Annotated in this window: 25 protein-coding genes; 18 read left to right on the top strand and 7 right to left on the bottom strand. The window is 68.8% G+C overall.

What is annotated here, in order from left to right:
- Positions 1-45: 45 nt before the first annotated feature.
- The 5 genes from IM777_RS10050 (at position 46) to IM777_RS10030 (ending at position 3,281) form a co-directional block, all read left to right on the top strand.
- The gene (locus IM777_RS10050) at positions 46-1,329 is read left to right on the top strand and encodes a M18 family aminopeptidase (RefSeq protein ID WP_194383236.1); all 1,284 of its coding nucleotides are present in this window, start codon (positions 46-48) and stop codon (positions 1,327-1,329) included.
- Between the two features lie 2 nt (positions 1,330-1,331).
- Positions 1,332-1,676, top strand: coding sequence for a DUF2200 domain-containing protein (locus IM777_RS10045; protein ID WP_194383235.1), 345 nt, complete (start codon positions 1,332-1,334; stop codon positions 1,674-1,676).
- A gap of 97 nt (positions 1,677-1,773) precedes the next feature.
- Positions 1,774-1,914, top strand: a complete 141-nt coding sequence (locus IM777_RS10040) for a hypothetical protein (RefSeq protein WP_194383234.1) — start codon at positions 1,774-1,776, stop codon at positions 1,912-1,914.
- Between the two features lie 67 nt (positions 1,915-1,981).
- Entirely contained in the window at positions 1,982-2,536 is a 555-nt protein-coding gene (locus IM777_RS10035) for an NYN domain-containing protein (protein WP_194385616.1), read from the top strand.
- A 28-nt stretch (positions 2,537-2,564) separates the two neighbouring features.
- Positions 2,565-3,281 carry an NUDIX hydrolase gene (locus IM777_RS10030; protein WP_194383233.1) on the top strand — a complete coding sequence of 239 codons (717 nt, stop codon included), beginning with the start codon at positions 2,565-2,567 and terminating at the stop codon, positions 3,279-3,281.
- 63 nt (positions 3,282-3,344) lie between these two features.
- Here the strand turns inward: IM777_RS10030 and IM777_RS10025 are convergent, their stop codons facing one another.
- The 5 genes from IM777_RS10025 to IM777_RS10005 form a co-directional block, all read right to left on the bottom strand.
- Positions 3,345-4,367 carry an aggregation-promoting factor C-terminal-like domain-containing protein gene (locus IM777_RS10025; RefSeq protein WP_194383232.1) on the bottom strand — a complete coding sequence of 341 codons (1,023 nt, stop codon included), beginning with the start codon at positions 4,365-4,367 and terminating at the stop codon, positions 3,345-3,347.
- 165 nt (positions 4,368-4,532) lie between these two features.
- Entirely contained in the window at positions 4,533-5,249 is a 717-nt protein-coding gene (locus IM777_RS10020) for a YidC/Oxa1 family membrane protein insertase (protein WP_194383231.1), read from the bottom strand.
- A gap of 80 nt (positions 5,250-5,329) precedes the next feature.
- The gene (locus tag IM777_RS10015; RefSeq protein WP_194383230.1) at positions 5,330-5,638 is read right to left on the bottom strand and encodes a DUF6412 domain-containing protein; all 309 of its coding nucleotides are present in this window, start codon (positions 5,636-5,638) and stop codon (positions 5,330-5,332) included.
- 116 nt (positions 5,639-5,754) lie between these two features.
- A complete protein-coding gene (locus IM777_RS10010) occupies positions 5,755-6,168 on the bottom strand; it encodes a VOC family protein (protein WP_194383229.1) in 414 nt (137 codons plus the stop codon).
- A gap of 9 nt (positions 6,169-6,177) precedes the next feature.
- Complete coding sequence (locus tag IM777_RS10005; RefSeq protein ID WP_194383228.1) at positions 6,178-7,245, bottom strand: zinc-binding dehydrogenase; 1,068 nt, start codon at positions 7,243-7,245, stop codon at positions 6,178-6,180.
- A gap of 62 nt (positions 7,246-7,307) precedes the next feature.
- On the opposite strand from IM777_RS10005, the gene IM777_RS10000 reads away from it, so the two are divergent.
- A complete protein-coding gene (locus IM777_RS10000) occupies positions 7,308-7,895 on the top strand; it encodes a TetR/AcrR family transcriptional regulator (RefSeq protein ID WP_194383227.1) in 588 nt (195 codons plus the stop codon).
- A 38-nt stretch (positions 7,896-7,933) separates the two neighbouring features.
- Here IM777_RS10000 and IM777_RS09995 read toward each other — a convergent pair whose 3' ends face one another.
- On the bottom strand, positions 7,934-8,155 hold the full coding sequence (locus IM777_RS09995; protein WP_194383226.1) for a hypervirulence associated TUDOR domain-containing protein: 222 nt from the start codon (positions 8,153-8,155) through the stop codon (positions 7,934-7,936).
- 264 nt (positions 8,156-8,419) lie between these two features.
- Here IM777_RS09995 and rpsA point away from each other — a divergent pair, with 264 nt between their 5' ends.
- The 4 genes from rpsA to coaE all read left to right on the top strand — a co-directional run bounded on the left by rpsA (position 8,420) and on the right by coaE (position 13,464).
- A complete protein-coding gene (rpsA, locus tag IM777_RS09990; RefSeq protein ID WP_071043609.1) occupies positions 8,420-9,874 on the top strand; it encodes a 30S ribosomal protein S1 in 1,455 nt (484 codons plus the stop codon).
- Between the two features lie 121 nt (positions 9,875-9,995).
- Positions 9,996-11,594 (top strand): MFS transporter, encoded by a 1,599-nt coding sequence (locus IM777_RS09985; RefSeq protein ID WP_194383225.1) that lies wholly within the window; start codon positions 9,996-9,998, stop codon positions 11,592-11,594.
- 7 nt (positions 11,595-11,601) lie between these two features.
- Positions 11,602-12,774, top strand: coding sequence for a hypothetical protein (locus IM777_RS09980; RefSeq protein WP_194383224.1), 1,173 nt, complete (start codon positions 11,602-11,604; stop codon positions 12,772-12,774).
- A 72-nt stretch (positions 12,775-12,846) separates the two neighbouring features.
- On the top strand, positions 12,847-13,464 hold the full coding sequence (gene coaE / locus IM777_RS09975) for a dephospho-CoA kinase (protein ID WP_194383223.1): 618 nt from the start codon (positions 12,847-12,849) through the stop codon (positions 13,462-13,464).
- Between the two features lie 13 nt (positions 13,465-13,477).
- On the opposite strand, the gene IM777_RS09970 is transcribed toward coaE, so the two are convergent.
- Positions 13,478-14,083, bottom strand: coding sequence for a DUF4126 domain-containing protein (locus IM777_RS09970; protein ID WP_194383222.1), 606 nt, complete (start codon positions 14,081-14,083; stop codon positions 13,478-13,480).
- A gap of 122 nt (positions 14,084-14,205) precedes the next feature.
- Here IM777_RS09970 and IM777_RS09965 point away from each other — a divergent pair, with 122 nt between their 5' ends.
- The 8 genes from IM777_RS09965 (at position 14,206) to IM777_RS09930 (ending at position 23,603) form a co-directional block, all read left to right on the top strand.
- The gene (locus IM777_RS09965; protein WP_194383221.1) at positions 14,206-14,748 is read left to right on the top strand and encodes a hypothetical protein; all 543 of its coding nucleotides are present in this window, start codon (positions 14,206-14,208) and stop codon (positions 14,746-14,748) included.
- Positions 14,749-14,790: 42 nt separating this feature from the next.
- The gene (uvrB, locus tag IM777_RS09960; protein ID WP_194383220.1) at positions 14,791-16,872 is read left to right on the top strand and encodes an excinuclease ABC subunit UvrB; all 2,082 of its coding nucleotides are present in this window, start codon (positions 14,791-14,793) and stop codon (positions 16,870-16,872) included.
- A 110-nt stretch (positions 16,873-16,982) separates the two neighbouring features.
- Entirely contained in the window at positions 16,983-17,840 is an 858-nt protein-coding gene (locus IM777_RS09955) for an ABC transporter ATP-binding protein (RefSeq protein ID WP_194383219.1), read from the top strand.
- A complete protein-coding gene (locus tag IM777_RS09950) occupies positions 17,837-18,871 on the top strand; it encodes an aliphatic sulfonate ABC transporter substrate-binding protein (RefSeq protein ID WP_194383218.1) in 1,035 nt (344 codons plus the stop codon). Before IM777_RS09955 ends, IM777_RS09950 begins: the two co-directional genes overlap by 4 nt.
- Complete coding sequence (locus tag IM777_RS09945; protein WP_194383217.1) at positions 18,868-19,692, top strand: ABC transporter permease; 825 nt, start codon at positions 18,868-18,870, stop codon at positions 19,690-19,692. The genes IM777_RS09950 and IM777_RS09945 overlap by 4 nt, the downstream gene beginning before the upstream one ends.
- 10 nt (positions 19,693-19,702) lie before the next feature.
- Entirely contained in the window at positions 19,703-21,739 is a 2,037-nt protein-coding gene (gene acs / locus IM777_RS09940) for an acetate--CoA ligase (RefSeq protein WP_194383216.1), read from the top strand.
- Positions 21,736-23,070 (top strand): O-acetylhomoserine aminocarboxypropyltransferase/cysteine synthase family protein, encoded by a 1,335-nt coding sequence (locus IM777_RS09935; RefSeq protein ID WP_194383215.1) that lies wholly within the window; start codon positions 21,736-21,738, stop codon positions 23,068-23,070. Before acs ends, IM777_RS09935 begins: the two co-directional genes overlap by 4 nt.
- Positions 23,067-23,603, top strand: coding sequence for a CoA-binding protein (locus IM777_RS09930; RefSeq protein ID WP_194383214.1), 537 nt, complete (start codon positions 23,067-23,069; stop codon positions 23,601-23,603). Before IM777_RS09935 ends, IM777_RS09930 begins: the two co-directional genes overlap by 4 nt.
- Positions 23,604-23,605 lie beyond the last annotated feature (2 nt).

Genomic DNA, 23,605 nt, shown 5'->3' with positions numbered 1-23,605 from the left:
ACGCTCGAGGACACCGCCGCTTCCGCACCGCCAGGAGAACTCCCGTTGCCCACCGCCTCGAACGCCCGCGCCCACGCCGACGACCTCGCCGACTTCGTCGCCGCCTCGCCGTCGAGTTTCCACGCTGCCGCAGAGGTGGCGCGACGGCTGGACGATGCCGGCTTCACGCGTCTCGAGGAGGGTCAGGCGTGGCCCTCGGATGCGCGAGGAGGTCACTACGTCGTGCGCGACGGCGCGGCCATCGCCTGGGTCGTCCCGAGGAGCGCCACCGCCGCCACCGGTGTCCGCATCTTCGGGGCGCACACCGATTCCCCCGGCTTCAAGCTGAAGCCGAAACCGACCACCGGGCGGTTCGGCTGGCTGCAGGCCGGCGTGGAGGTCTACGGGGGCCCGATGCTCAACTCGTGGCTGGACCGGGAACTGCGTCTGGCCGGCCGACTCGTGCTGGACGACGGGCGCAGCGTCCTGGCTGCCACGGGGCCGCTCCTGCGTCTGCCTCAACTCGCGATCCACCTCGACCGCGAGGTGAACGACCGTCTCTCCCTGGACAAGCAGACTCAGACCCAGCCGGTCTGGGGCCTCGGCAGCGCCGACTCCGCGGATCTCCTGGGCGAGCTCGCGGCCACCGCAGGTGTCGACCCCGGCCGGATCCGCGGCTACGACGTCGTCACCGCCGATGCGGCGCGGGGTGCCGTGTTCGGTCGGGAAGACGTCTTCTTCGCCGCGGGTCGGCTGGACGACCTCGCATCCGTGCACGCCGGTGCGGTGGCTCTCGCCGCCGCTGTCGACGCCGAACCGGACCATATCCCGATGCTCGCCGTGTTCGACCACGAGGAGGTGGGCTCCGGCACGCGCTCCGGCGCTGCTGGGCCGTTCCTCTCCGATGTGCTGGAGCGCCTGTGGCTTGGCCTCGGCGCCGACCGGGAGCAGCAGCTGCGTGCGCTGTCGGACTCCTGGTGCGTCTCCAGCGACGTCGGCCACTCGATTCACCCCAACTACGCCGAGAAGCACGATCCGGTCGTCCAGCCCGTGCTCGGGTCGGGGCCCATCCTCAAGATCAACGCGAACCAGCGCTACGCGACGGATGCCGCGGGGGCGGCGGCGTGGAACGGCTGGTGCCTGGCCGCGGGCGCGAATGTCCAGGAGTTCGTCTCGCACAACGGCGTGCCGTGCGGGTCGACCATCGGACCGATCACCGCGACACGTCTCGGAATCCGCACGATCGATGTCGGCATCCCGATCCTGTCGATGCACTCGGCACGCGAACTCGCCGGCGTCAGCGACCTGTGGGATCTGCGCCGCGTCGCGCAGGCGTACCTCGGAGGTTGACCATGCATCGGATCTTCACCATGCCGTTCGCGGACCTGTATCCGCTCTACGTCGCCAAGGCCGAGCGCAAGGGACGCACGCGTGCGGAGGTCGACGAGGTCATCGCATGGCTCACCGCATACGACGGCGCCGCCCTCGCGCGTCAGATCGACGAGCGACGCACCGTCGAGCAGTTCTTCGCCGATGCGACGGTGAACCCCCACGTCGATCGGATCACGGGAGTGGTGTGCGGGGTGCGGGTCGAGGAGATCGAGGATCCGCTCATGCAGAAGATCCGATACCTCGACAAACTCGTGGACGAGTTGGCCCGAGGAAAGGCGATGGACGCGGTCCTCCGGCGACGCTGACCCGAGAGCGCACTGTGCCACGCCCGGCCGGTGCTTGTCCAGGGGGCTCCCTCGCGGGCGAACCGGTCCGACAGTGAAGAGGTCGCAAGGAGGACACATGACTGACAAGCGTCCACACGAGACCCATTCCGAAGATGCGGTGCACGACGATGCGCCGCCGACGCCCGCCGTCTCCGACGAGGTGGAGGAGGAGGCCGCGCGCGCCGAACAGACGCACGACGACGGGTCGCCGGACTGAGCCGAGGTCGTCGCTGATAGCGTCGAGCCATCATCAACGGGCGGCGCACGCCGCGGAGAGAGGCGACGTGAGCGAACGCAACACCTGGGTGCTCGTCGACGGCGAGAACATCGATGCGACCCTCGGGTCATCGATCCTGGGCCGTCGACCCCAGCCGGAGGAGCGCCCCCGGTGGGACCGCCTGCTGGGGTTCGTGTCGGAGCGCTGGGGACAGCCTGCGAAGGGCCTGTTCTTCCTCAACGCTTCGGCGCACCTGCCCATGTCGTTCGTGCAGGCGCTGCTCGCGCTGGGCTACCAGCCGGTCTCACTCTCCGGGGCGTCCGACGAGAAGGTGGTCGACATCGCCATCCAGCGCACCCTGCGGGCGCTCGCGGCACACGACGGCGATGTCGTGCTGGTCAGCCATGACCGAGACTTCGTCGATGACCTGGCGGGATTGGCCGGCAGTCGTCGTCTCGGCGTGCTCGCGTTCCACGAGTTCCGAAGCAGCGAGTACGCCTCGATCCCCGGCCTGGAGCTGTTCGACCTCGAGTACGACGCGGACGCCTTCGACGCCCCGCTGCCGCGGGTGCGGGTGATCCCGATCGACGAGTTCGATCCCGAGATGTTCCTGCAGGCGTAGCGCCCCGAGGGCGGCGTAGCCTGAATAGATGCGTGTGCCCCTTCCCGAACGCGGCGCTCGTGCGGAGCTGGCAGATGTCGCCTCCGGGCGCGGAGGCGGTGTGGACCTTTCGGCCCTCCACGCGCTGCCGCGAGCAGCCGAGTCCCGGCCGGCGGCCGTGCTGATGCTCTTCGGCGTCCTCGATGCTCTGCCGAGCGATCGGGATGCTCGGGACGCGGCGGTCTCGGCGGATCTCGACGTGCTGCTACTGGCGCGCGCGGCGACCCTCAGCTCGCACGCGGGCCAGATCGCTTTCCCCGGCGGGCGGGTCGACCCGGCGGACGACGGACCGGTCGCAGCAGCCTTGCGCGAGGCGCGCGAGGAGACGGGGCTGGACCCCGACGGCGTCGACGTGCTCGGCGTGCTCGACGAAGTGCCCCTCGCGTATTCGCGTCATGTCGTGAGTCCGGTGCTCGGGTGGTGGCGACAGCCGACCCCGGTGGGAGTGGTGGATGAGCGCGAGTCGTCGGATGTGTTCCGCGCTCCCGTCGCCGACCTTCTCGACCCGGACCGTCGTGGCACGGTCGTCGTGCGGCGTGACGGCCAGACGTGGCGCGGACCCGCCTTCACCGTCCCTCATGCCGGTGGTCAACACCTCGTGTGGGGGTTCACCGCGATCCTGCTGGATCGCCTGTTCGACCGGCTCGGATGGGCCGAACCGTGGGACCGCGCGCGGGAGCTGCCGCTGGAGATCCCGGACCGATGAGCGAAGAGCCCCGTTCACACGAGGTGAACGAGGCTCTTCGCGGCGCTGAGCGGGGTCGCCGGATCAGTACCAGCCGACAGACTGCGAGTGGTCCCACGCACCGCAGGGCGAACCGTAGCGGCCGGAGATGTAGCCCAGGCCCCAGGAGATCTGGGTCGCGGCATTGGTCTGCCAGTCGGCGCCGGCAGAGGCCATCTTGCTGCCCGGCAGAGCCTGCGGGATGCCGTAGGCGCCGCTCGAGGCGTTGTACGCCTGATAGTTCCAGCCCGACTCCTTGTTCCACAGGGCGACCAGGCAGCTGAACTGGTCGTCGCCCCAGCCGTAGCCGCCGAGCATCCCGCGCGCGATGGACTGCGCTTCACCGGCGCTGGTGCCGCCCGCGGCGTAGCCCGGGTCCGGAACACTCGAGACGGATCCGGTGGACGCGGCCTGCTCGGCGGCGGCGGCCTCCTCCTGCGCGGCGGCTTCGGCGGCTGCCGCCTCAGCGGCCGCCGCTGCCTCGGCTTCCTTGCGCGCCTTCTCGGCGGCCTCTTCCTCCGCCTTCTTCTGCTCGGCGGCTTCGAGGCTGCCGCGCATGCCGGCGACGTCTTCGGAGACGGCTGCGACCAGGGTCGTGACGTCCTCGGTCATGTCTGCGACGGCGGGGGAGGGCAGCAGGTGAGCGCCGTCGAGATCCTCGATGGCCTCCTCGAGCGCATCCGTGTCGACGTCGGTCGAGGCGTCACCGAGGTCGAGGCCCGAGTCGGCGACGTCGCTTTCGACGTCGTCCGCCGATGCGAGGGCATCTGCGGCGGCGATGAGAGCCTCTTCGGCCTCGTCGCTGATGTCGTCGAGGTCGAAGCTCGTCGCCGAGCCGGTCGGCGCCGGCGTGGCGGTGGTGTGCGACGCGAGCGCGTAGGCGGCCAGAGCGGGGGTGGAGGACGCGGAGGCCTGCGACACCGCGGTGGTGCCGGTCACGGCACCGACGGCGAGTACACCGAGGGCGAGGCTCGCGGCCGCGATGGCGGGGCGTCGACGATTGCGGCGTGCGATCTCGCGTCGGACGCGTCGACTGGGGGCAGGGGAGGACGTCGTGTTCGTGTGCATCAAAACCAGGTTCCGTATCGGGTATCCGCGCCGTCATGACGGCGTTCCGCGTCGGCAGAAGCAGACACAAGTCCCAGAGTCTGCCAGACCGGACCTGAATGTGACCCGAACGTTACCTCCGGGAGCTGGTGATCTTCGATGTGGTGTGCAGGGGACATCCGCGTCTCACGCGACCGGATAGCACCGTCGGAGGACGGCGCGCTGCGCGAGCGTCCACGCCAGAGAGACGCACAGGTAGACACCGCCGGCTAGGGGCAGAACGGCGATTGCCGCGAGCGGGGCGAAGTGCAGTGCGCCGGCCAGCCTCGTCGGTCCGGACGGCATCCCCGGAGGAACGGAGACGGCTGCGGTGCGACGCGAGGACTCGGCGATCACGGCGACGACGATCGCCAGCACCGCGAAGACGAGCAGGGTCGCCGGGTCGCCGAGCGCGCCGACGACCGTCGTCCCCAGTGCAGCGCCGAAGAGCCTTCCGCTGAGAAGAAGGTTCGCTTCGCCGGCGATGTCAGCATGCACGAACACGGCGTAGAGGATTCCCAGGACGGGAGCTTGCGCGAGTGCCGGCAGGCATCCGGCGATCGGCGAGACGCCGTGGCGTCGGTACAGCTCGACGATCTCGCGCTGCAAGCGCTCCGGTTGCCCCTTCCACCGTTCTCGGAGACGGGCGATGTCCGGTGCGAGTCGGGCGCGCGACTGCTCCGCGCGAGCTCCGGCGATTCCGGCGGGGATCAGGGCGGCGCGCACGAAGAGGGTCGCGGCGACGACGGCGAGGGCCGGGGCCCCGGCCCCCGCGACGGGTGCAAGCAGGTCGGCGAGCGCGGTGAGGGCGTGATAGACCGCCGAGAGGGCGGAGGAGAAGGGGGGAACGGCGAAGAGGTCCATGGGCATCCGAATCTGTCGTGGCGTCGAGAAGGGAGACGACCACGAAGGGATGCCCGCACCCCGGCGGGGCGCGGCTCGGTCTACGTGGCCGGTGCCACGAGACCCGGTGCCCGCGACCGCGGATGCCCCGGAGCGTCGGGGTCGCTCTGCGCGAGGGGTGCCGAGGGGGAGATGGCCGCGGACGCCGTCCGTCGGGGGCACGCCCCGTTCTCGTCGACCGGAGGAACGCGCAGGGCGATGAGAAGAACGCCGATGACGAGCGCCGCCGTGACGGCGAGAGCGCCGACGGAGGCGACGGAGGGCGGTGCGGCGAGGCCCACGACGGCGAACGCGGCGAGGGCGACCTCACGCACCATGCCGATCATCGTGGTCTCCTCTGCACCCGTCACCCACACGGTAGCGCGTCGGTCATTCGCCGGCCAGGTGCACCGTCCATCCCAGGGCGTCGGGCTTGGTGATGGGCAGGTTCACCACCAGCGTGACCGTCGCGCGGGACGCGGGGTGCTCAGTCATCCGTCATGCCCGAGAAGCCGATGAGCCAGGTCACGCCGAACGCGTCGCGGACCTGACCGTCCCAGTCGCCCCACGCGCGCTTCTGAAGCGGATCGATGACGCGGCCGCCGGCGGACAGTTCGGCGAACCAGCGACGCAGGTCGTCGACGGGTGCGGCGTCGAGCAGCGACAGGAACAGTCCCACGCTGTGGAAGCCGTCCTCGTCGGCGCCGGCGTCGCATGCGAAGACCGTGACCGGGCCTGTCAGCATGCCGTGGGCGATGTCGTCCTCCGGCCCGTCGGTCCGGCCGAAGGCGGCGTACGTGTGCAGGTCGAGGTCGCCCCCGAAGATGCGGGCGTACCGCTCGAGGGCCTGCCGGGCGTTGCCGGGGAAGCAGAAGTACGGGACCGCGGCCGTGGTGGTCATGCCGAAAGGCTAGCTCTGCGGGGAGGCAGCGGGGAGCAGCACGAGCTTTCCGACGTGTCGCCGCGATGCGAGCTCTTCCTGCGCGCGATGAACCTGCTCGAGCGGGAAGGTCTGCGCGATCAGAGGACGAACGGTGCCACTCCGCGCGAGGACCATCAAGGCGCGGAAGTGCGCACGGGTGTGCATCGTGGAGCCGATGAGCGAGAGGTTGTGCAGATAGAGGCGACGTACGTCGATGTCGATCTCGTGACCGCCGAGGGCTCCGGCGACGACCCAGCGGCCACCGGGACGAAGCGCCGGAATGCCGGCGCGGACATGGGGCCCGGCGACGACATCGAGCACCGCGGTGACGCCGTCGGGGGCGATCCGTCGCACGTCCGACCACACGTCTCCCGCACGGTCGACGATGTGAGTGGCGCCTGCCTCGCGCACGCCGTCGGCCTTGCTCGCGCTGCACACGGCGATCACGTCCGCCCCGCGGGCGACGGCGAGCTGCACCAGCGCGACACCGACACCTCCGGACGCGCCGGTGACCACGATCACGTCATTCGTCGAGACCCCGGCGCGCTCGATCATGCCCATCGCTGTCCCAAACGCGATCGGAAGCGCGGCCAGCTGAGCATCGCTCAGCGGTGAATCGTCCACCCGATGCACGTCGGCCTCGTCGACGACGACGTACTGGGCGTAGCCGCCGTCATACTCGCTGCCGAGGATGCGCACGGGCAGAGCGTCGTCGTGCTCGCTGTCGTAGTGCGCCGGATCCACGACGACCCGGCTGCCGAGAAGGGTGTCATCGACTCCGCTGCCGACGGCGTCGACGTAGCCGGCGGCATCTCCGCCCTGTACGCGGGGGAAGCCGATCGGACCGATCCACCCCGTGGCGGCGTCCGGGTCGTCGGGCGTCCCGTACGCCCCCTCGCGTGTCCAGAGGTCGGTGTTGTTCAGCGCAGCTGCAGTGACCCGGATGCGAACCTGACCGGGAGCAGGGGTGGGAACCGGGATGCGGTCGACGGTCAAGACCTCCGGTCCTCCGTGAGCGTGGATGCGGGCGGCGGTCATGCGGATGCTGTCGCTCATGAGGTCCTCCTCGTACACTGATCGGTGAAGTACGCCGTCCCTCACGATAGGTTCACCGATCTGTGAATGCAACCGCCCTCGATCCGGACACCCTCACTCCCGGTGCGCGACGCATCCTCGACGCCGCTGCCGAACTCTTCTACGAGCGGGGGATCACGGCGGTCGGGGTCGATGCCGTCTCGGATGCCTCCGGGGTGACCAAGCGCACGCTCTACGACCGCTTCGGCTCCAAGGATGTGCTGGTCGCGACGTATCTGCTCGAACGCGACCGTCGATGGCGGGCTCAGCTGACAGCGCGTCTCGATGAGGTGGACGATGCGGTGGGCCGACTCCTCGTGCCGTTCGCCGTGCTCGAGGAGTGGACGCGCGGCAACCCGCGCGGTTGCGCGTTCATCAATGCACTGGCCGAGATGCCGGATCATCGGCACCCCGGCTACGCCGTCGCGGTGGGGGAGAAGGAATGGCTGCGCGACCTCTTCGAGTCGCTCGCGGCAGATGCGGGTTTCGAGGACCCTGCCGGGCTGGCGCTGCAGCTGCTGTGTCTGCACGAAGGAGCGCTCGCTTCTGTCCGTATCACCGGGACGCGGGTGATCGCGAGCGCAGAATCGGCGGCACGGTCGATCATCGCGGCGGGGCGAGGAACCTCCTGACGGTACGTCGCTCCATGGCAGCCCCCGGCGGGTGGCCCTCAGTCCGGGATCTTGCGGAGCGCGTCACGCTTGTGCGCCGCCTGGGACCCGGTCTTCTCCGATGAGACGATGTAGGCGGGCTCGTCCTTCGACGCCGTGAAGTGCTGTCCCGCGAAGGTGAAGTCGTCGGTGCGAATCTCGTCGACCGTTCCCCGCGTCCTTCCCTGAGACGTGTCCCAGCTCACCCTGTCGCCGGCGTGGAGAGATGCTCGTTCGCTCATGGCCCCGACTCTTGCATCGCAAGGGCTGCTCCCGTGAGGGCTTGACAGCGCGGCGGAGTGCGGTGGATTCACGTCGTCCTGCTCTGTTAGCATTGAGCGTCACTCGTGTGGCCGCTTCGTCACGCCATGGTGTGTGCGTTCCGGTTCCGTCCGGCAGCGGCACGAGCGGCATCGCATGACCACAATCCATTTCGCATCGCCGACGGCATCTCGTGTGTCCGAAGGCGGAGCCCGAGCACACAACCCTTTAGGACAACCCACTACATGACTACCGCAACGACCGCCCCGGCCACCAAGCAGGTCGCCATCAACGACATCGGATCTGCTGAGGACTTCATGGCCGCGGTCGAGAAGACCCTGAAGTTCTTCAACGACGGAGACCTCATCGAAGGCACCGTCGTGAAGATCGACCGCGACGAGGTGCTCCTCGACGTCGGTTACAAGACCGAGGGCGTCATCCCCTCGCGTGAACTCTCCATCAAGCACGACGTCGACCCCAACGAGGTCGTCAACGTCGGCGACGAGGTCGAAGCCCTCGTCCTCCAGAAGGAGGACAAGGAAGGCCGCCTCATCCTGTCGAAGAAGCGCGCTCAGTACGAGCGCGCCTGGGGCGACGTGGAGAAGATCAAGGAGAACGACGGTGTCGTCACCGGCCAGGTGATCGAGGTCGTCAAGGGTGGTCTGATCGTCGACATCGGACTCCGCGGCTTCCTGCCCGCCTCGCTCATCGAGCTGCGCCGTGTGCGCGACCTCACGCCGTACCTCGGCCAGGAGCTCGAGGCGAAGATCCTGGAACTCGACAAGAACCGCAACAACGTCGTGCTGTCGCGTCGCGCACTGCTCGAGCAGACGCAGTCGGAGTCGCGGTCGAACTTCCTCAACAACCTGCACAAGGGCCAGGTCCGCAAGGGCACGGTGTCGTCGATCGTCAACTTCGGTGCATTCGTCGACCTCGGTGGCGTCGACGGTCTCGTCCACGTCTCGGAGCTGTCGTGGAAGCACATCGAACACGCGTCCGAGGTCGTCGAGGTCGGCCAGGAGGTCACCGTCGAGATCCTCGAGGTGGACCTCGACCGCGAGCGCGTGTCGCTTTCGCTGAAGGCCACGCAGGAAGACCCGTGGCAGGTGTTCGCCCGCACCCACGCGATCGGTCAGGTCGCTCCGGGCAAGGTCACCAAGCTCGTTCCGTTCGGTGCGTTCGTCCGCGTCGCCGACGGCATCGAAGGTCTCGTGCACATCTCCGAGCTCTCGGGCAAGCACGTCGAGCTCGCCGAGCAGGTCGTGTCGGTCGGCGAAGAGGTCTTCGTCAAGATCATCGACATCGACCTCGAGCGTCGCCGTATCTCGCTGTCGCTCAAGCAGGCCAACGAGTCGGTCGACCCGTTCGGCACCGAGTTCGACCCGGCCCTCTACGGCATGGTCACCGAGTACGACGAGAACGGGGAGTACAAGTACCCCGAGGGCTTCGACCCGGAGACCAACCAGTGGAAGGAAGGCTTCGACGAGCAGCGCGAGAAGTGGGAGCAGGAGTACGCCGCCGCCCACGCTCGCTGGGAGGCGCACAAGGCCGCCGTCGTCAAGGCGATGGAAGCCGAGGCTGCGTCGGCGGCTGCCGGCGAGACGCCCTCGTCGTCGTTCACCTCTGACAGCAGCGGCGCGGGAACCCTCGCCGACGACGAGGCGCTGGCTGCGCTTCGCGAGAAGCTGTCGGGTCGCTGAGCCGACACGCACTGACGGTCGACGGGCCGGAATCCTTCGGGGTTCCGGCCCGTCGCCGTTTCACCCGGCGCGCGTGACCTGAGTGGCGTCGGCGACCCCTCCGTCTCGCTAGGGTAGGGCCGTGACCTCGCCAGCCTCGCCGACGGCATCCACCGGCTCACCGCCGCGCGCACCACTCGTGCTGACGGCGCTCATCCTCGGGGCGCTGGTGTGCAATATCAATCTCGCCGCCGCCAACATCGCGCTGCCCGACATCGGCGACGCCTTCGGCGCGAACCAGACCTCGCTGAACCTCGTCGCGGTCGGATGCTCGCTCGGCCTCGCGATGTCGGTCATGTATCTCGGGGCGGTCGCCGACCGTCACGGACGCAAGCAGCTGCTCGTGCTCGGCCTCGGCCTGACGGTCATCGCCAGCATCCTCGCCGCCTTCTCGGCCTCCGTCGAGATGCTCGTCGCAGCGCGCATCTTCACGGGGATCGCCGCAGGCATGGCGTATCCCACAACGCTGTCGCTGATCACCGCGCTGTGGGCGCCGGGACGCCAGCGCACGCTCGCGATCGCCCTGTGGTCGGCGGTGAGCGCGACCGCCACGGTCATCGGCTCCGTGCTCGCCGGTGTCCTCCTGCTGTGGTTCTGGTGGGGGTCGGCATTCCTCCTGGCCGTTCCCTTCGCCCTCGCCGCCTTCGTGCTCGTGCTCATCTTCGTTCCCTCGCACGTCGCCGAGTCGACTGAACCCGTCGACCACGCCGGCGGCGTGCTCTCGGTGTTCATGATCGCCGCGCTCGTGCTCGGTCTGGCGACCGTCTTCGCCCCGGACACCGCGACGCTCGGCGGCATCCTGCTCGCGGCTTCGGTCCTGCTGATCGGAGTATTCGGCTGGCGCCAGGCGACCGCGCGGTCTCCGCTCTACGACCTCTCCGTCGCGCGTCGACGGATGTTCTGGGCACCGGCCACGGGTGGCCTCATCGTCTTCGGGTCCCTCATGGGCGCGATGTTCGTCGGCCAGCAGTTCCAGCAGAACATCCTCGGCTACTCCACCCTCGACGCGTCGCTGTCGATCATCCCTGCGGGCGTCGGACTGCTTCTGGTCGCACCGCGGTCGGCGAAGCTGGTGCTCACGAGGGGGTCGCGATTCACGATGCTCGTCGGCTACGTCTTCGTTCTCGTCGGCTTCATCACCATGCTCTTCTGGAACGAGAACACGCCCTTCTGGTTCGTCAGCGTCGCGTACCTGTCGATCGGTGTGGGTGCCGGCTTCGCGATGACACCGGCCTCGCGTGCCATCACCGAGTCGACGCCCGTCCGCCGGGTGGGCATGGCCTCGGCGACGGCCGATCTGCAGCGCGACCTCGGTGGATCGATTATGCAGGGAGTGCTCGGCGCGATCCTCGCGGCCGGCTTCGCGCGTGCTTTCGGCAACCTCATCGCCGAGTCGGGCGATGCGTCGAGCATCAGCTCGCAGGTGACCGCCGCCCTCCAGGCGTCCTACGCGTCGGCGCTGCAGGTCGCCGAGCAGTACCCGCAGTACAAGGATCAGATCCTTCAGGCGGCCCAGCAGAGTCTCGAGACCGGGTCGATCGCGGCCTATGCGGTCGGCGCGATCGCGATCGCGATCGGTGCCGCCGTGGTGTGGATCTTCCTGCCCGGTCGCAAGAAGGAGCTCGAGCTGGTCGCGTCCTACGGCACCGCGCCCGAAGCGCAGCCGGCCGCGCACGATTGAGCTCGGCGTGGAATTCCCGTCTGGGTGGAATGAGGAGTACTTCCGTGCGTGGGGCCTTCCGGAGGAGCTTCTCGAGCATGTGAACGTACCGCTCGAGAGGCTGGCGCAGGTGGCTCCGGACATCTGTCTGGAGGACTGGACGCCAGCGGGCTCGCCGTCGTTCGACACGGTGTTGGGGGTGCTCCGTCGCGGCGCGGGGGTGCAGATCGGGTCTACCGGAGAACCGTTCGATCTGGCGTGGCTCGAACCTGTTCTGCCATGGATCACGAGCCTGCACTTCTACATCCAGAGTCCGGGCGCGGTGAGATCTCTTCACCTGATCTCTCGAATGCGCAGCCTGCGTTCGATCCGACTCATGAAGACCGAAGAGGAGGTGGATCTGTCGGATCTTCCGGAGTTGCGCTACGCCTCCCTCACGTCGGAGGGCCAGCTTTCGGCTGTGACGAACCCGATGGTGCAGTGGCTGGATCTGGATCTCAAGCGCCTGCCGACAGGCTTCCGCCTTCCCCCGATGGTGTGGGGGATGTCTCTGACGACGTCGAAGGTCGACCTGGGTGCGCTCGGTGATCTGAGCAACCTCGCCAGCCTCGGTCTCGTCGGCGTGAATGCCCTTGATCTCTCCCCGCTTCGGGGGGCGCCGGCCCTTGAGGTGCTGTCGGTTCGACGGGCGCGGACTCTTCGGGGACTGGATGTGCTTCGCGATCTGAAACACCTGTCGATGGTGCAGCTGCTGTTCGTCGGGGAGGCGGATGACCCTGGGGCATTGCTCAAGATCGACCGCGACCTCGAATGGTTCGAGGCCAGCGGACGAGCCTGGAGTTCCGAGTTCGCTGTCGAGGCGAACAAGCGGGATTTCTGGTACGTCCCCACCCCGAAACCCTCGCCCGTCTCGACGCAGCCCCAGTTCACCACCGTCCCGACCGATGACGACCTGATCGAGATTCATTTTTCGGGCCACGAACTCGTCGCCGCCAACCTCGGATTCGATGCATACGAAGAGGTCACCAGCGCCGACATCGAAGAACTATTCACCGACCACTTGCAGCGGACTCGTGCGACGTTGATGCGGGACGGCGTCATTACCTTTGATTCCGAAGCAGACACGGTCATTCTCACCGTCTCGAACAGCGAGCTTGCCCAAGCGGTAACTGACGAGCTGAGCGGATTTGTCACAAACTAGCGTGTACTCCGGGCCGCCGCACGCCGAATCGGACTTCTGATCTGACGGGGCACATCGTGGCATGCTCGAGGCATGCCACTCGTCGCCCTCACCGGGGGGATCGCCTCGGGAAAGTCCACCATCGCGGCCCGCTTGGCCGAGCACGGCGCGGTCGTGGTCGACGCCGATCAGATCGTGCGTGATGTTCAGCAACCGGGCACGCCGGTGCTCAGCGCGATCGCCGACCGATTCGGCGATCAGATGCTTCGCGACGACGGCGCGCTCGATCGAGCCGCCCTCGGGGCCGCGGTCTTCGGCGACGGTGAAGCGGTGAGCGCGCTCAACGCGATCGTGCATCCCGCGGTCCGTGCAGAGTCCGAACGTCGATTCGCCCGCGCGTTCGAGGCCGATCCCGACGCCGTGGTCGTGTACGACGTGCCGCTCCTGGCCGAGACCCGTGCGCGGGATCCGTGGGAGCTCGTGATCGTCGCCCACGCGCCGGCGCAGGTGCGACGGCAGCGGCTCGTCGAGATCCGCGGGCTCAGCGTCACAGACGCCGATGCCAGGCTCGCCTCTCAGGTCTCGGACGAGGACCGACTGCGTCTCGCCGACGTCGTCATCGACACGGCGGGCGACCTCGCGCACACGCACGCGCAAGTCGACGATCTGTGGGAGAGCCTGCCCGCGATGATCGCAACGGTCCGATCCTGACGGCGGCGTCGCGTCAACCGGAGGCCGCGACGGTGTCCGCGCGTCTGCGCCGTCGGTATCTTCGGATCGCCACCCCGAGCGCCACGATACCGCCGATCAGGGCCAGGGCGGCGAGCACCGGCACGAGGATCGCCAGCACCGAGAGCACGAGGGAGGATACGTCTTCCACGGTGCTCATGACCGGCGCGGCGACGCCGCCGGTAGCCGCGTTCGCAACCGGTCGGAACGCCGCCTTCACGCCGTGCACCGCCAGCGCGATGAGCACCCCCACGAGGATCGGCACCCACGACGAATCCGAGAAGAACGCGGCGGGATCGGCGACGGAGACGGTCTCGGCGCTCGCGCCGGCGCCGAACACGACGCCGCCGGAGGCGGGGCGGACCACCGTCTGCAAGACGTCGTTCAGGGAATCGACCGCCGGCACCTTGTCGGCGATGATCTCGACGACCAGCATGGCCCCGATGATCCACAGCGCGATGTCGCTGGAGAGCCATGCCCACGAGGCGGGCAGCTCCACGGCGGGAAGGAACCGATCGGCGAGCCCGAGCACGAGCAGAGGCATCCATGCGTTCAGGCCCGCCGCGGCGGCGAGGCCCGTGCCGACCAGGAACTCGAGCATCCCCCCACTGTAGAACGCGACGGGCGTACCCTGGAGGCGACGAGGGAGGTGGGGACGTGGGAGTTCTCTCCAGGTGGCGAAGACGCCGATCGCCGTACCGGGCCGTCAGCGACGAAGAGCAGATGTCGCGCTACGTCTATCTGCTCGGTTCGCTCCCGACGAGTGTGATCGAGAAGGCGCACGCCCAGGCCTTCAAAGACCTGCCTCGCGCGAAGCGTCGTGAACTGTTCGAGGAGCTCCGCCCGTTCCTCGCGGACGGTGAGCAGGCGGAGAGCGACGACAACGATCTGCTGGCCAGACTCGTTCGGCGGGCCGAGGAGCGCCGCGCACGTCGAGCCATCGACACCGGAGGCACGGCCCCGAGCGGCGGAGAGAGCGCGGCGCTCGATCCGCGAGACGGCGTCGACCCGCGCGCGCTGATGATGAGCGCGGGTGTGATGACGGTCGTCGCGCATCACTTCCTGCTCTCGACGGCGCTGACGACGTACTTCACCGTGGGTGCGGGAGCTCTGCTGGCCGACCAGCCCGCCTGGGTGGGGGACATCACGGGCGTCGAAGCCAGCGCAGCCGGCGGCGGCTACGACGGCGCGGGCTTCGACGGGGGAGTCGGGGGATTCGACGCCGGCGGTTTCGGCGGATTCGACGCCGGCGGCGGCTTCGGCTGAGACTCCCGCGCCGATGTCGGAGGGCGCACCTACCCTGGAAGGGTGCAGACCACACGTTCCGTGCGCCCGTTCGAAGTCGTCAGCGAGTACGCCCCCAGCGGCGACCAACCGCAGGCGATCGCCGATCTCGCCGCGCGTATCAATGCCGGGGAGACCGACGTGGTGCTTCTCGGTGCCACGGGAACGGGGAAGTCGGCCACGACAGCCTGGCTCATCGAGGCGGTCCAGCGGCCGACGCTCGTACTCGCGCACAACAAGACGCTCGCGGCGCAGCTGGCGAACGAGTTCCGCGACCTGATGCCGCACAACGCGGTCGAGTACTTCGTGTCCTACTACGACTACTACCAGCCCGAGGCGTACGTGCCGCAGACGGACACCTTCATCGAGAAGGACTCCTCCGTCAACGCGGAGGTCGAGCGGCTCCGCCACTCCACCACCAACGCGCTGCTCTCGCGCCGCGACGTCGTCGTGGTGTCGACGGTGTCCTGCATTTACGGCCTCGGTGCGCCCGAGGAGTACCTGCGAGCCATGGTGGCCCTGCAGGTGGGCGAGCGCTATGACCGCGATGCGCTCATCCGCAAGTTCATCTCCATGCAGTACAACCGCAACGACGTCGACTTCTCGCGCGGCAACTTCCGCGTGCGCGGTGACACGATCGAGATCATCCCGGTGTACGAGGAGTACGCGATCCGGATCGAGATGTTCGGCGATGAGATCGAGGCGCTCTACATGCTCCACCCGCTCACCGGTGATGTGGTGCAGAAGATGGAGTCCGTGCCGATCTTCCCCGCGTCGCACTACGTCGCCGCCACCGAGACCGTGCAGCGGGCGATCGGCACGATCGAAGACGAGCTCGCGGAACGGCTGACGGAGCTGGAATCCCAGAACAAGCTCCTGGAGGCCCAGCGCCTGCGCATGCGCACGACCTTCGATCTGGAGATGCTTCAGCAGCTGGGCTTCTGCTCCGGAATCGAGAACTACTCACGGCACCTCGACGGGCGTTCGGTGGGGGAGCCGCCGCACACCCTGCTGGACTTCTTCCCCGACGACTTCCTCCTGGTCATCGACGAGTCGCACGTGACGGTGCCGCAGATCGGGGCGATGTACGAGGGTGACGCGTCACGCAAGCGAACTCTCGTCGATCACGGCTTCCGGCTCCCGAGTGCCATGGACAACCGTCCGCTGCGCTGGGACGAGTTCAAGGAGCGGATCGGGCAGAGCGTGTATCTGTCCGCGACGCCGGGACGATACGAGATGGGCATCGCCGACGGCATCGTCGAGCAGATCATCCGCCCCACCGGCCTCGTCGACCCGGAGATCATCGTCAAGCCCTCGAAGGGGCAGATCGACGATCTGCTCGAGGAGATCAGGGTGCGTGTGCAGCGCGACGAGCGCGTTCTGGTCACCACGTTGACGAAGAAGATGGCGGAAGAGCTCACGGACTTCCTGGGCGAGCACGGCGTGCGCGTGAGATACCTGCACTCCGACGTCGACACCCTGCGCCGCGTCGAGCTCCTCACCGAGCTGCGTGCCGGCGTCTACGACGTGCTCGTCGGCATCAACCTCCTCCGCGAGGGTCTCGATCTGCCGGAGGTCTCGCTGGTGTCGATCCTCGATGCCGACAAAGAAGGATTCCTGCGGTCGGGCACCTCGCTCATCCAGACGATCGGGCGCGCCGCGCGAAACGTCTCCGGACAGGTGCACATGTACGCGGACACCGTCACCGACTCCATGCGGAACGCGATCGACGAGACCGAGCGGCGCCGCGAGAAGCAGATCGCATACAACACCGAGCACGGCATCGATCCGCAGCCGCTGCGAAAGCGCATCGCCGACATCACCGAGGTGCTGGCGCGGGAGGCTTCCGACACCAACGACATGCTCTCGCGCAAAGACGCCGCCAAGACGAAGAGCGGCAAGGGCACGTCTCCGACACCGCAGCTGCGCCGAGAGGGGATCGCTGCTGAGGGAGCCCAGCAACTCGAGACGACCATCCAGGATCTTTCCGATCAGATGCTCGCGGCGGCCACCGAGCTGAAGTTCGAGCTGGCGGCACGCCTCCGAGACGAGGTGCAGGACCTCAAGAAGGAGCTTCGCGCCATGGAGCGCGCCGGTCACGCCTGAGGACCGACGGGCTCGCTTGCGCATCGCCGGAGGTGGAAACCGCCACGGCGAATGTTTCATGATGTTGCGCCTGGTTCGTCACACCGACGCGGCTCTGTCACTCTTACTGCGTGACCACGACACTCGACGCCCCTGCCTCGGCCACCACGCCGTCGCGCGGAGGTGCCGTGCGCCTCGACAGCGTCGGGCGCACGTTCGGCACGCCGAACGGCGCCGTCGACGTACTGCGCGGCGTCGACCTGGAGCTGCCGGCTGGGGAGATCGTCGCGGTGATCGGGGCGTCAGGATGCGGCAAGTCCACGCTGCTTCGTCTCGTCGCCGGTCTCGACCAGCCCACTGACGGCGCGATCACCGTCGACGGCGATCGGCTGGCCGACACCGACGAACGCGCGGCGATCGCCTTCCAAGAGCCTCGTCTGCTGCCGTGGCGCACGCTGTCGCAGAACGTGGAGCTCGGGCTCCCGCGCGTGCGCGGCTCACGCCGGTCGGCCCGCGCCGCCGGTCGCGAGCGGGTGCGCGAACTCCTCGAACTGGTCGGCCTCGACCACGCGTCGAATCTTCGCCCACGCGAGGTCTCCGGTGGCATGGCCCAGCGTGCGTCCCTTGCGCGCGCTCTCGCGCGCAACCCCGACGTCCTGCTCCTGGATGAGCCGTTCGCCGCGCTGGACGCGCTGACGCGTCTGCGCATGCAAGACCTGCTGCTCGAGATCCACGCCGCGCAGCCGACCACGATTCTGCTGGTCACCCACGATGTCGAGGAAGCGCTCTACCTCGCGGACCGCGTCGTGCTGCTGTCATCGCTGCGCTCGGCGGGGCCCGATGCGCGCTCCATCGCCCAGATCCTCCCGGTCGCCGGGACCCGACCCCGCGATCGCGCAGACAGCGCGTTCACGGACCTGCGCGCCACCCTCCTCGAGGGACTCGGCGTGCACACCCACCACTACAAGACTCCTGAGGAGACCCCATGAGCACCGCCATTCGCCGAACCGTACCCGCGATCGCCCTCGCCGGTGCGATGGCGATGCTCGCCACCGGCTGCATCGCCGGCGAGAACGCCGGCAACACGACCGACAGTGCCGAGGCTACCGGTGAATGGTCCACCGATCAGCTGACGCTGGACTGGGCGACCTACAACCCGCTCAGCCTCGTGCTGCGCGACCAGGGTCTGATCGAGGATGCCCTCGGCGACGACGTCACCGTCGAGTGGGTGCAGTCGACCGGTTCGAACACGGCGAACGAGCTGCTCCGCTCCGGCTCGGCCGACATCGCGTCGACCGCCGGCTCGGCCGCACTCCTCGCCCGCGCCAACGGCTCGCCGATCAAGGTGATCGACATCTACTCGCAGCCGGAATGGTCGGCCATCGTCGTCGACGCCGACAGCGACATCGCGTCGGTCGACGACCTCGCCGGCACCTCGATCGCCGCCACGAAGGGCACCGACCCGTACTTCTTCCTCCTCCAGACCCTCGACGAGGCGGGACTCTCGCTCGACGACGTCGAGGTGCAGAACCTGCAGCACGCCGACGGATGGTCCGCCCTCGCCGGCGGTTCGGTGGACGCGTGGGCAGGTCTCGACCCGATCATGGCGGGTGCCGAGGTGGACTCCGGCGCCCAGCTCATCTACCGCAACGTCGACTTCAACACGTACGGATTCCTCAACGCCACGGAGGACTTCATCGACAACCACGCCGATGTCGCGCAGGTCGTCGTCGATGCCTACGAGCAGGCCCGCATCTGGGCCCTGGAGAACCCGGAGGAGACCGCGGCTCTGCTCGCAGAGGCGTCGGGTCTGGACACCGAGGTCGCCGAGACGGTGATCCTCGAGCGTTCGAACCTCGACGTCTCGGGCGTCCCGGGCGCGGACCAGATCGCCGTCCTCGAGCGCATCTCGCCGGTCCTCGTCGACTCGGGCGATGTCGCGGGCGGACAGGAAGCGCTCGACGACGCGCTCGAGACCATCGTCTACGACGAGTTCGCCCTCGCCGCCACGAGCGAATGACCGTCACAGCAACGACAACCGGCACGCGTCGGAAGGGCGGCGCCGCTTCGGCGGCGACGCCCTTCTGGGCGCGTCGCGGCGTGCGCATCGCGGGCGGACTGGTACTGCCGCTGCTGCTCCTCGCGCTGTGGCAGTTCGTCACGACGACGGGGATCATCCCGACCTACCGCCTTCCCACACCCGTCTCGGTCGTGGAGGCGGCCGTTCAGCTTGCTGCGGACGGCACGCTGTGGGTGCATGTCGCGATCTCGATCCAGCGCGTCCTCCTCGGGTTCGCCATCGGCGCCGTGGTCGGTCTCGCCATCGCGGCGATCGTCGGCCTGTCGCGTGCCGGCGAGGTTCTGCTCGGCCCGACGATCGTCGCGCTCCGTGCGGTTCCGTCCCTGGCATGGGTCCCGCTGCTGATCCTCTGGATGCAGATCGGCGAAGACTCCAAGGTGACCCTGATCGCGATCGGCGCGTTCTTCCCGGTCTTCACGACGGTCGCCGCCGGACTGCATCGCGTCGACCCGCACCTGGTCGAGGCCGGACGGTCCTTCGGGCTCCGGGGGTGGCCGTTGCTGCGCACCATCCAGCTGCCGGCCGTGGTGCCCTCGATGGTCGCCGGCCTTCGTCTCGGTCTCGCGCAGGCCTGGCTGTTCCTCGTCGCGGCCGAGCTCGTGGGGGCCTCGATGGGGCTGGGCTTCCTCCTCACGGAGTCGCAGAGCACCGGGCGTGTCGACCGGATCATCCTCGCCATCGTGCTCCTCGCGCTCTTGGGCACCCTGACGAACGCGCTGCTGTCGCTGTTCGAGCGAGCCGTCCTCAAGCGCTGGCTGTGAGGGAGTGAAGATGTCCGGTTCCCTCCCGTCGGCCGCCGACGAGGCGCGTCTGATCGAACAGCGGACGTTTCCGCCGAATCCGACCTTCGCCGCGCAGGCGAACGTCGGCCCGGAAGCCTATGCGATCGCCGCCGCCGATCCGGTCGGCTTCTGGGACCGCGCCGCCCACAGACTCCAGTGGGAGCGCCCGTGGACGTCGACGCTCGAGTGGCGGCCTCCGGTGCGCGACGAGCACGGCGAGCTGTCCGTGCCGGCCGCCCGCTGGTACGAGGGCGGGCGACTGAACGTGGCGGTCAACTGCGTCGACCGTCATGTGGTCGCCGGGCGCGGCGAGAAGGTGGCGCTCCACTTCGAGGGGGAGCGAGGCGACCGCGTGACGGTCACCTATCGAGACCTCCAGCGACGGGTCGCCCAGGCGGCCCACGCCCTCGAGCACCTCGGGATCGAGCCCGGTGATCGGGTGGTCGTCTACCTCCCCGTGCTCATCGAGACGGTCGTCATCGCTCTGGCCTGCGCCCGCATCGGCGCGGTGCATTCGCTGGTCTTCGGCGGTTTCTCGGCGGAAGCCGTGCGATTCCGCCTCGAAGACACCGGTGCGAAGCTCCTGGTGACCTCCGACGGGCAGTGGCGACGGGGGCAGGCGGTCGAGGTCAAGTCCGCCGCCGATGCCGCCGCCGACGGACTCCCGCATCTCGAGCACGTGCTCGTGGTGCGTCGCACCGGCCAGGACGTCGACTGGACACCGGGGCGCGACCACTGGTGGCACGACGTGGTGGAGACCGCTCCGGAGGTGCACGAGCCCGCCGCGTTCGACGCGGAGCATCCGCTGTTCATCATCTACACCTCGGGAACGACGGGGAAGCCGAAGGGTCTCGTCCACACCTCCGGCGGTTATCTGACCCATGCGAGCTGGGCGCACTGGGGCCACTTCGACGCGAAGCCCGACGACGTGCACTGGTGCACGGCCGACCTCGCGTGGGTGACAGCGCACACGTATGAGCTGTACGGACCGCTCTCCAACGGACTGACGCAGGTGATCTACGAGGGCACACCGGACACTCCGCATCGCGAACGGCATCTGGAGATCATCGAGCGCTACGGCGTCACGGTCTACTACACCGCGCCGACACTCATCCGCACCTTCATGACGTGGTGGGGCGACACGCTGCCGGCCGGGCATGACCTGACGTCGTTGCGACTGCTCGGCACAGTCGGCGAGGCGATCAATCCGGAGGCATGGATGTGGTTCCGGCGAAACCACGGCCGTGACAGCCTCGCGATCGTCGACACCTGGTGGCAGTCCGAGACGGGGGCCGCGATGATCGCGCCGCTCCCGGGCGCGACCACCCTCACCCCGGGGTCGGCCACGGTTCCGCTGCCGGGCATCGACGCCGCGGTTGTCGACGACGACGGCGAACCGGTCGCGCCGGGCCGCTCCGGCACCCTCGTCGTCCGTCGTCCCTGGCCGGGGATGGCACGCACGATCTGGCGATCCCCGGAGCGCTACCGCGACTCCTACTGGTCGCGATTCGCCGGACACGGCGAGTGGGGCGGATACTACGTGGCCGGGGACTCCGCGACGGTGGACCAGGACGGCGCGATCCGCGTGCTCGGCCGGCTCGACGATGTCGTCAACGTCTCCGGTCACCGGCTGTCGACGATCGAGATCGAGTCGGCACTCGTCGCTCATCCCGCCGTCGGAGAGGCGGGGGTCGCCGGCGTGGCGCATCCGATCACCGGTCATGCCGTCGCCGCCTTCGTCGTCCTGCGCGAACCGGTCGACATCGAGACGCTCCGCGCTCAGGTCGCGGTCGAGATCGGCCCCGTGGCCAAGCCCGCTCACGTCATCGTCGTGCCCGATCTGCCGAAGACCCGCTCGGGCAAGATCATGCGCCGACTGCTGGTGCAGATGTGGCAGGGTGACGTGTTGGGCGACATCACATCCCTGCAGAACCCCGATGCCGTCGACGGCGTCCGCGACGCGATCGCACGCCTGAAGGGCGCCGGCCAGTCGGCGACACCCGCCGAGGACAAGGAGAACGAGTGACCGAGCATCGATTCGGCTTCCGCACGCGCGCGCTGCACGCCGGGGGCACCCCGGATGCGGCCACCGGTGCTCGCGCGGTGCCGATCTACCACACGAGCTCGTTCGTCTTCGACGACGCCGCCGACGCGGGGAATCTCTTCGCGCTTCAGAAGTACGGCAACATCTACTCCCGCATCGGCAATCCGACCGTCGCCGCGCTCGAGGAGCGCATGGCATCCCTCGAAGGCGGGATCGGCGCGGTCGCAACCGCGAGCGGCATGAGCGCGGAGTTCATCACGTTCGCCGCGCTCGTCGGCGCAGGAGACCACGTCGTCGCGTCGGCGCAGCTCTACGGCGGAACGATCACGCAGCTCGACGTCACGCTGCGGCGGTTCGGCGTCGAGACGACATTCGTCGCCTCATCGGATCCCGCCGACTACGCCGCCGCGATCCGGCCGGAGACGAAGGTCGTCTACACCGAGGCGATCGGGAATCCCGGTGGGGAGATCGCCGACATCGCCGGACTCGCGAAGGTCGCGCATGATGCGGGTGTGCCGCTCGTCGTCGACGCGACGCTGGCGACGCCGTACCTCCTGCGCCCCATCGAGCACGGCGCCGACATCGTCATCCACTCGGTCACGAAGTTCCTCGGCGGTCACGGCACCGCTCTCGGCGGTGTCGTGGTCGAGGCCGGCACGTTCGACTGGGGCAACGGCACCTTCCCCGCGATGACCGAGCCGGTGGCCTCCTATGGGGGCATCAAGTGGTGGGACAACTTCGGCGAGTACGGCTTCCTCACCAAGCTCCGCAGCGAACAGCTGCGTGACATCGGCCCGTCGCTCAACCCGCAGGCCGCCTTCACGCTGCTGCAGGGAATCGAGACGCTGCCGCAGCGCATGGATGCGCACCTCGCCAACGCGAGGATCGTCGCGGAGTGGCTCCGGGCCGACCCGCGGGTGTCCTTCGTGACCTGGGCGGGACTGGACGATCATCCGCACGCCGAGCGTGCGCGCCGGTATCTGCCTCTCGGCCCCGGGGCGGTGTTCGCCTTCGGCGTGGCCCCGGCAGGACGATTCGACGACGACGCGGCCCGAGAGGCGGCCGCGCGCAAGGCGGGGGAGACCTTCATCGACTCGGTGACCCTCGCCTCGCACCTGGCGAACGTGGGCGACGCGCGCACCCTGGTGATCCACCCCGCCTCGACCACCCACCGCCAGCTCACACCCGAGCAGCTGATCACAGCGGGGACCCCGGCTGACCTCATCCGGATCTCCGTCGGGCTCGAGGACCCCGAGGACATCGTTTGGGATCTCGACCAGGCCCTCACCGAAGCGACGGGAGCGACCCGATGACCGATTCCGCCTTCTGCGCCCTGCCCACCGCGCCGCCGGCTTCGGCCGATCGCACGTGGCAGGCTCCCGGCGCCCAGGCGCGCCACGACCTGCTGCGGCGCACGCGGTCGGTGGCGATCGTCGGCGCCTCCGACAATCCCGCCCGCGCGAGCTATTTCGTCGCGACGTACCTCACGAGCAGCTCGCCCTACGACGTCTACTTCGTGAACCCCCGGGCCACGTCGATCCTGGGCCGGCCGGCGTACGCATCCCTGTCTGACCTGCCGGTCGTCCCCGATCTCGTCGACGTCTTCCGTCGCCACGACGACCTTCCGGGCGTCGCTCGGGAAGCCGTCGAGGTCGGCGCCGCCGCGCTGTGGCTCCAGCTGGGGTCGTGGAACGAGGAGGCGGCGGCGATCGCGGAGGACGCCGGGCTCGCCGTGGTCATGGACCGGTGCATCAAGATCGAGCACGCGCGATTCCACGGCGGCCTGCATCTCGCCGGGTTCGACACCGGCGTGCTGAGCTCGAAGCGGCAACTGCTCTCCCGCTGATC

This window comes from Microbacterium luteum, assembly GCF_015277875.1.
GTDB lineage: Bacteria > Actinomycetota > Actinomycetes > Actinomycetales > Microbacteriaceae > Microbacterium > Microbacterium luteum.
Note: the sequence above shows the minus strand (reverse complement) of the source record. Positions and strands in the feature narration are given on the sequence as shown.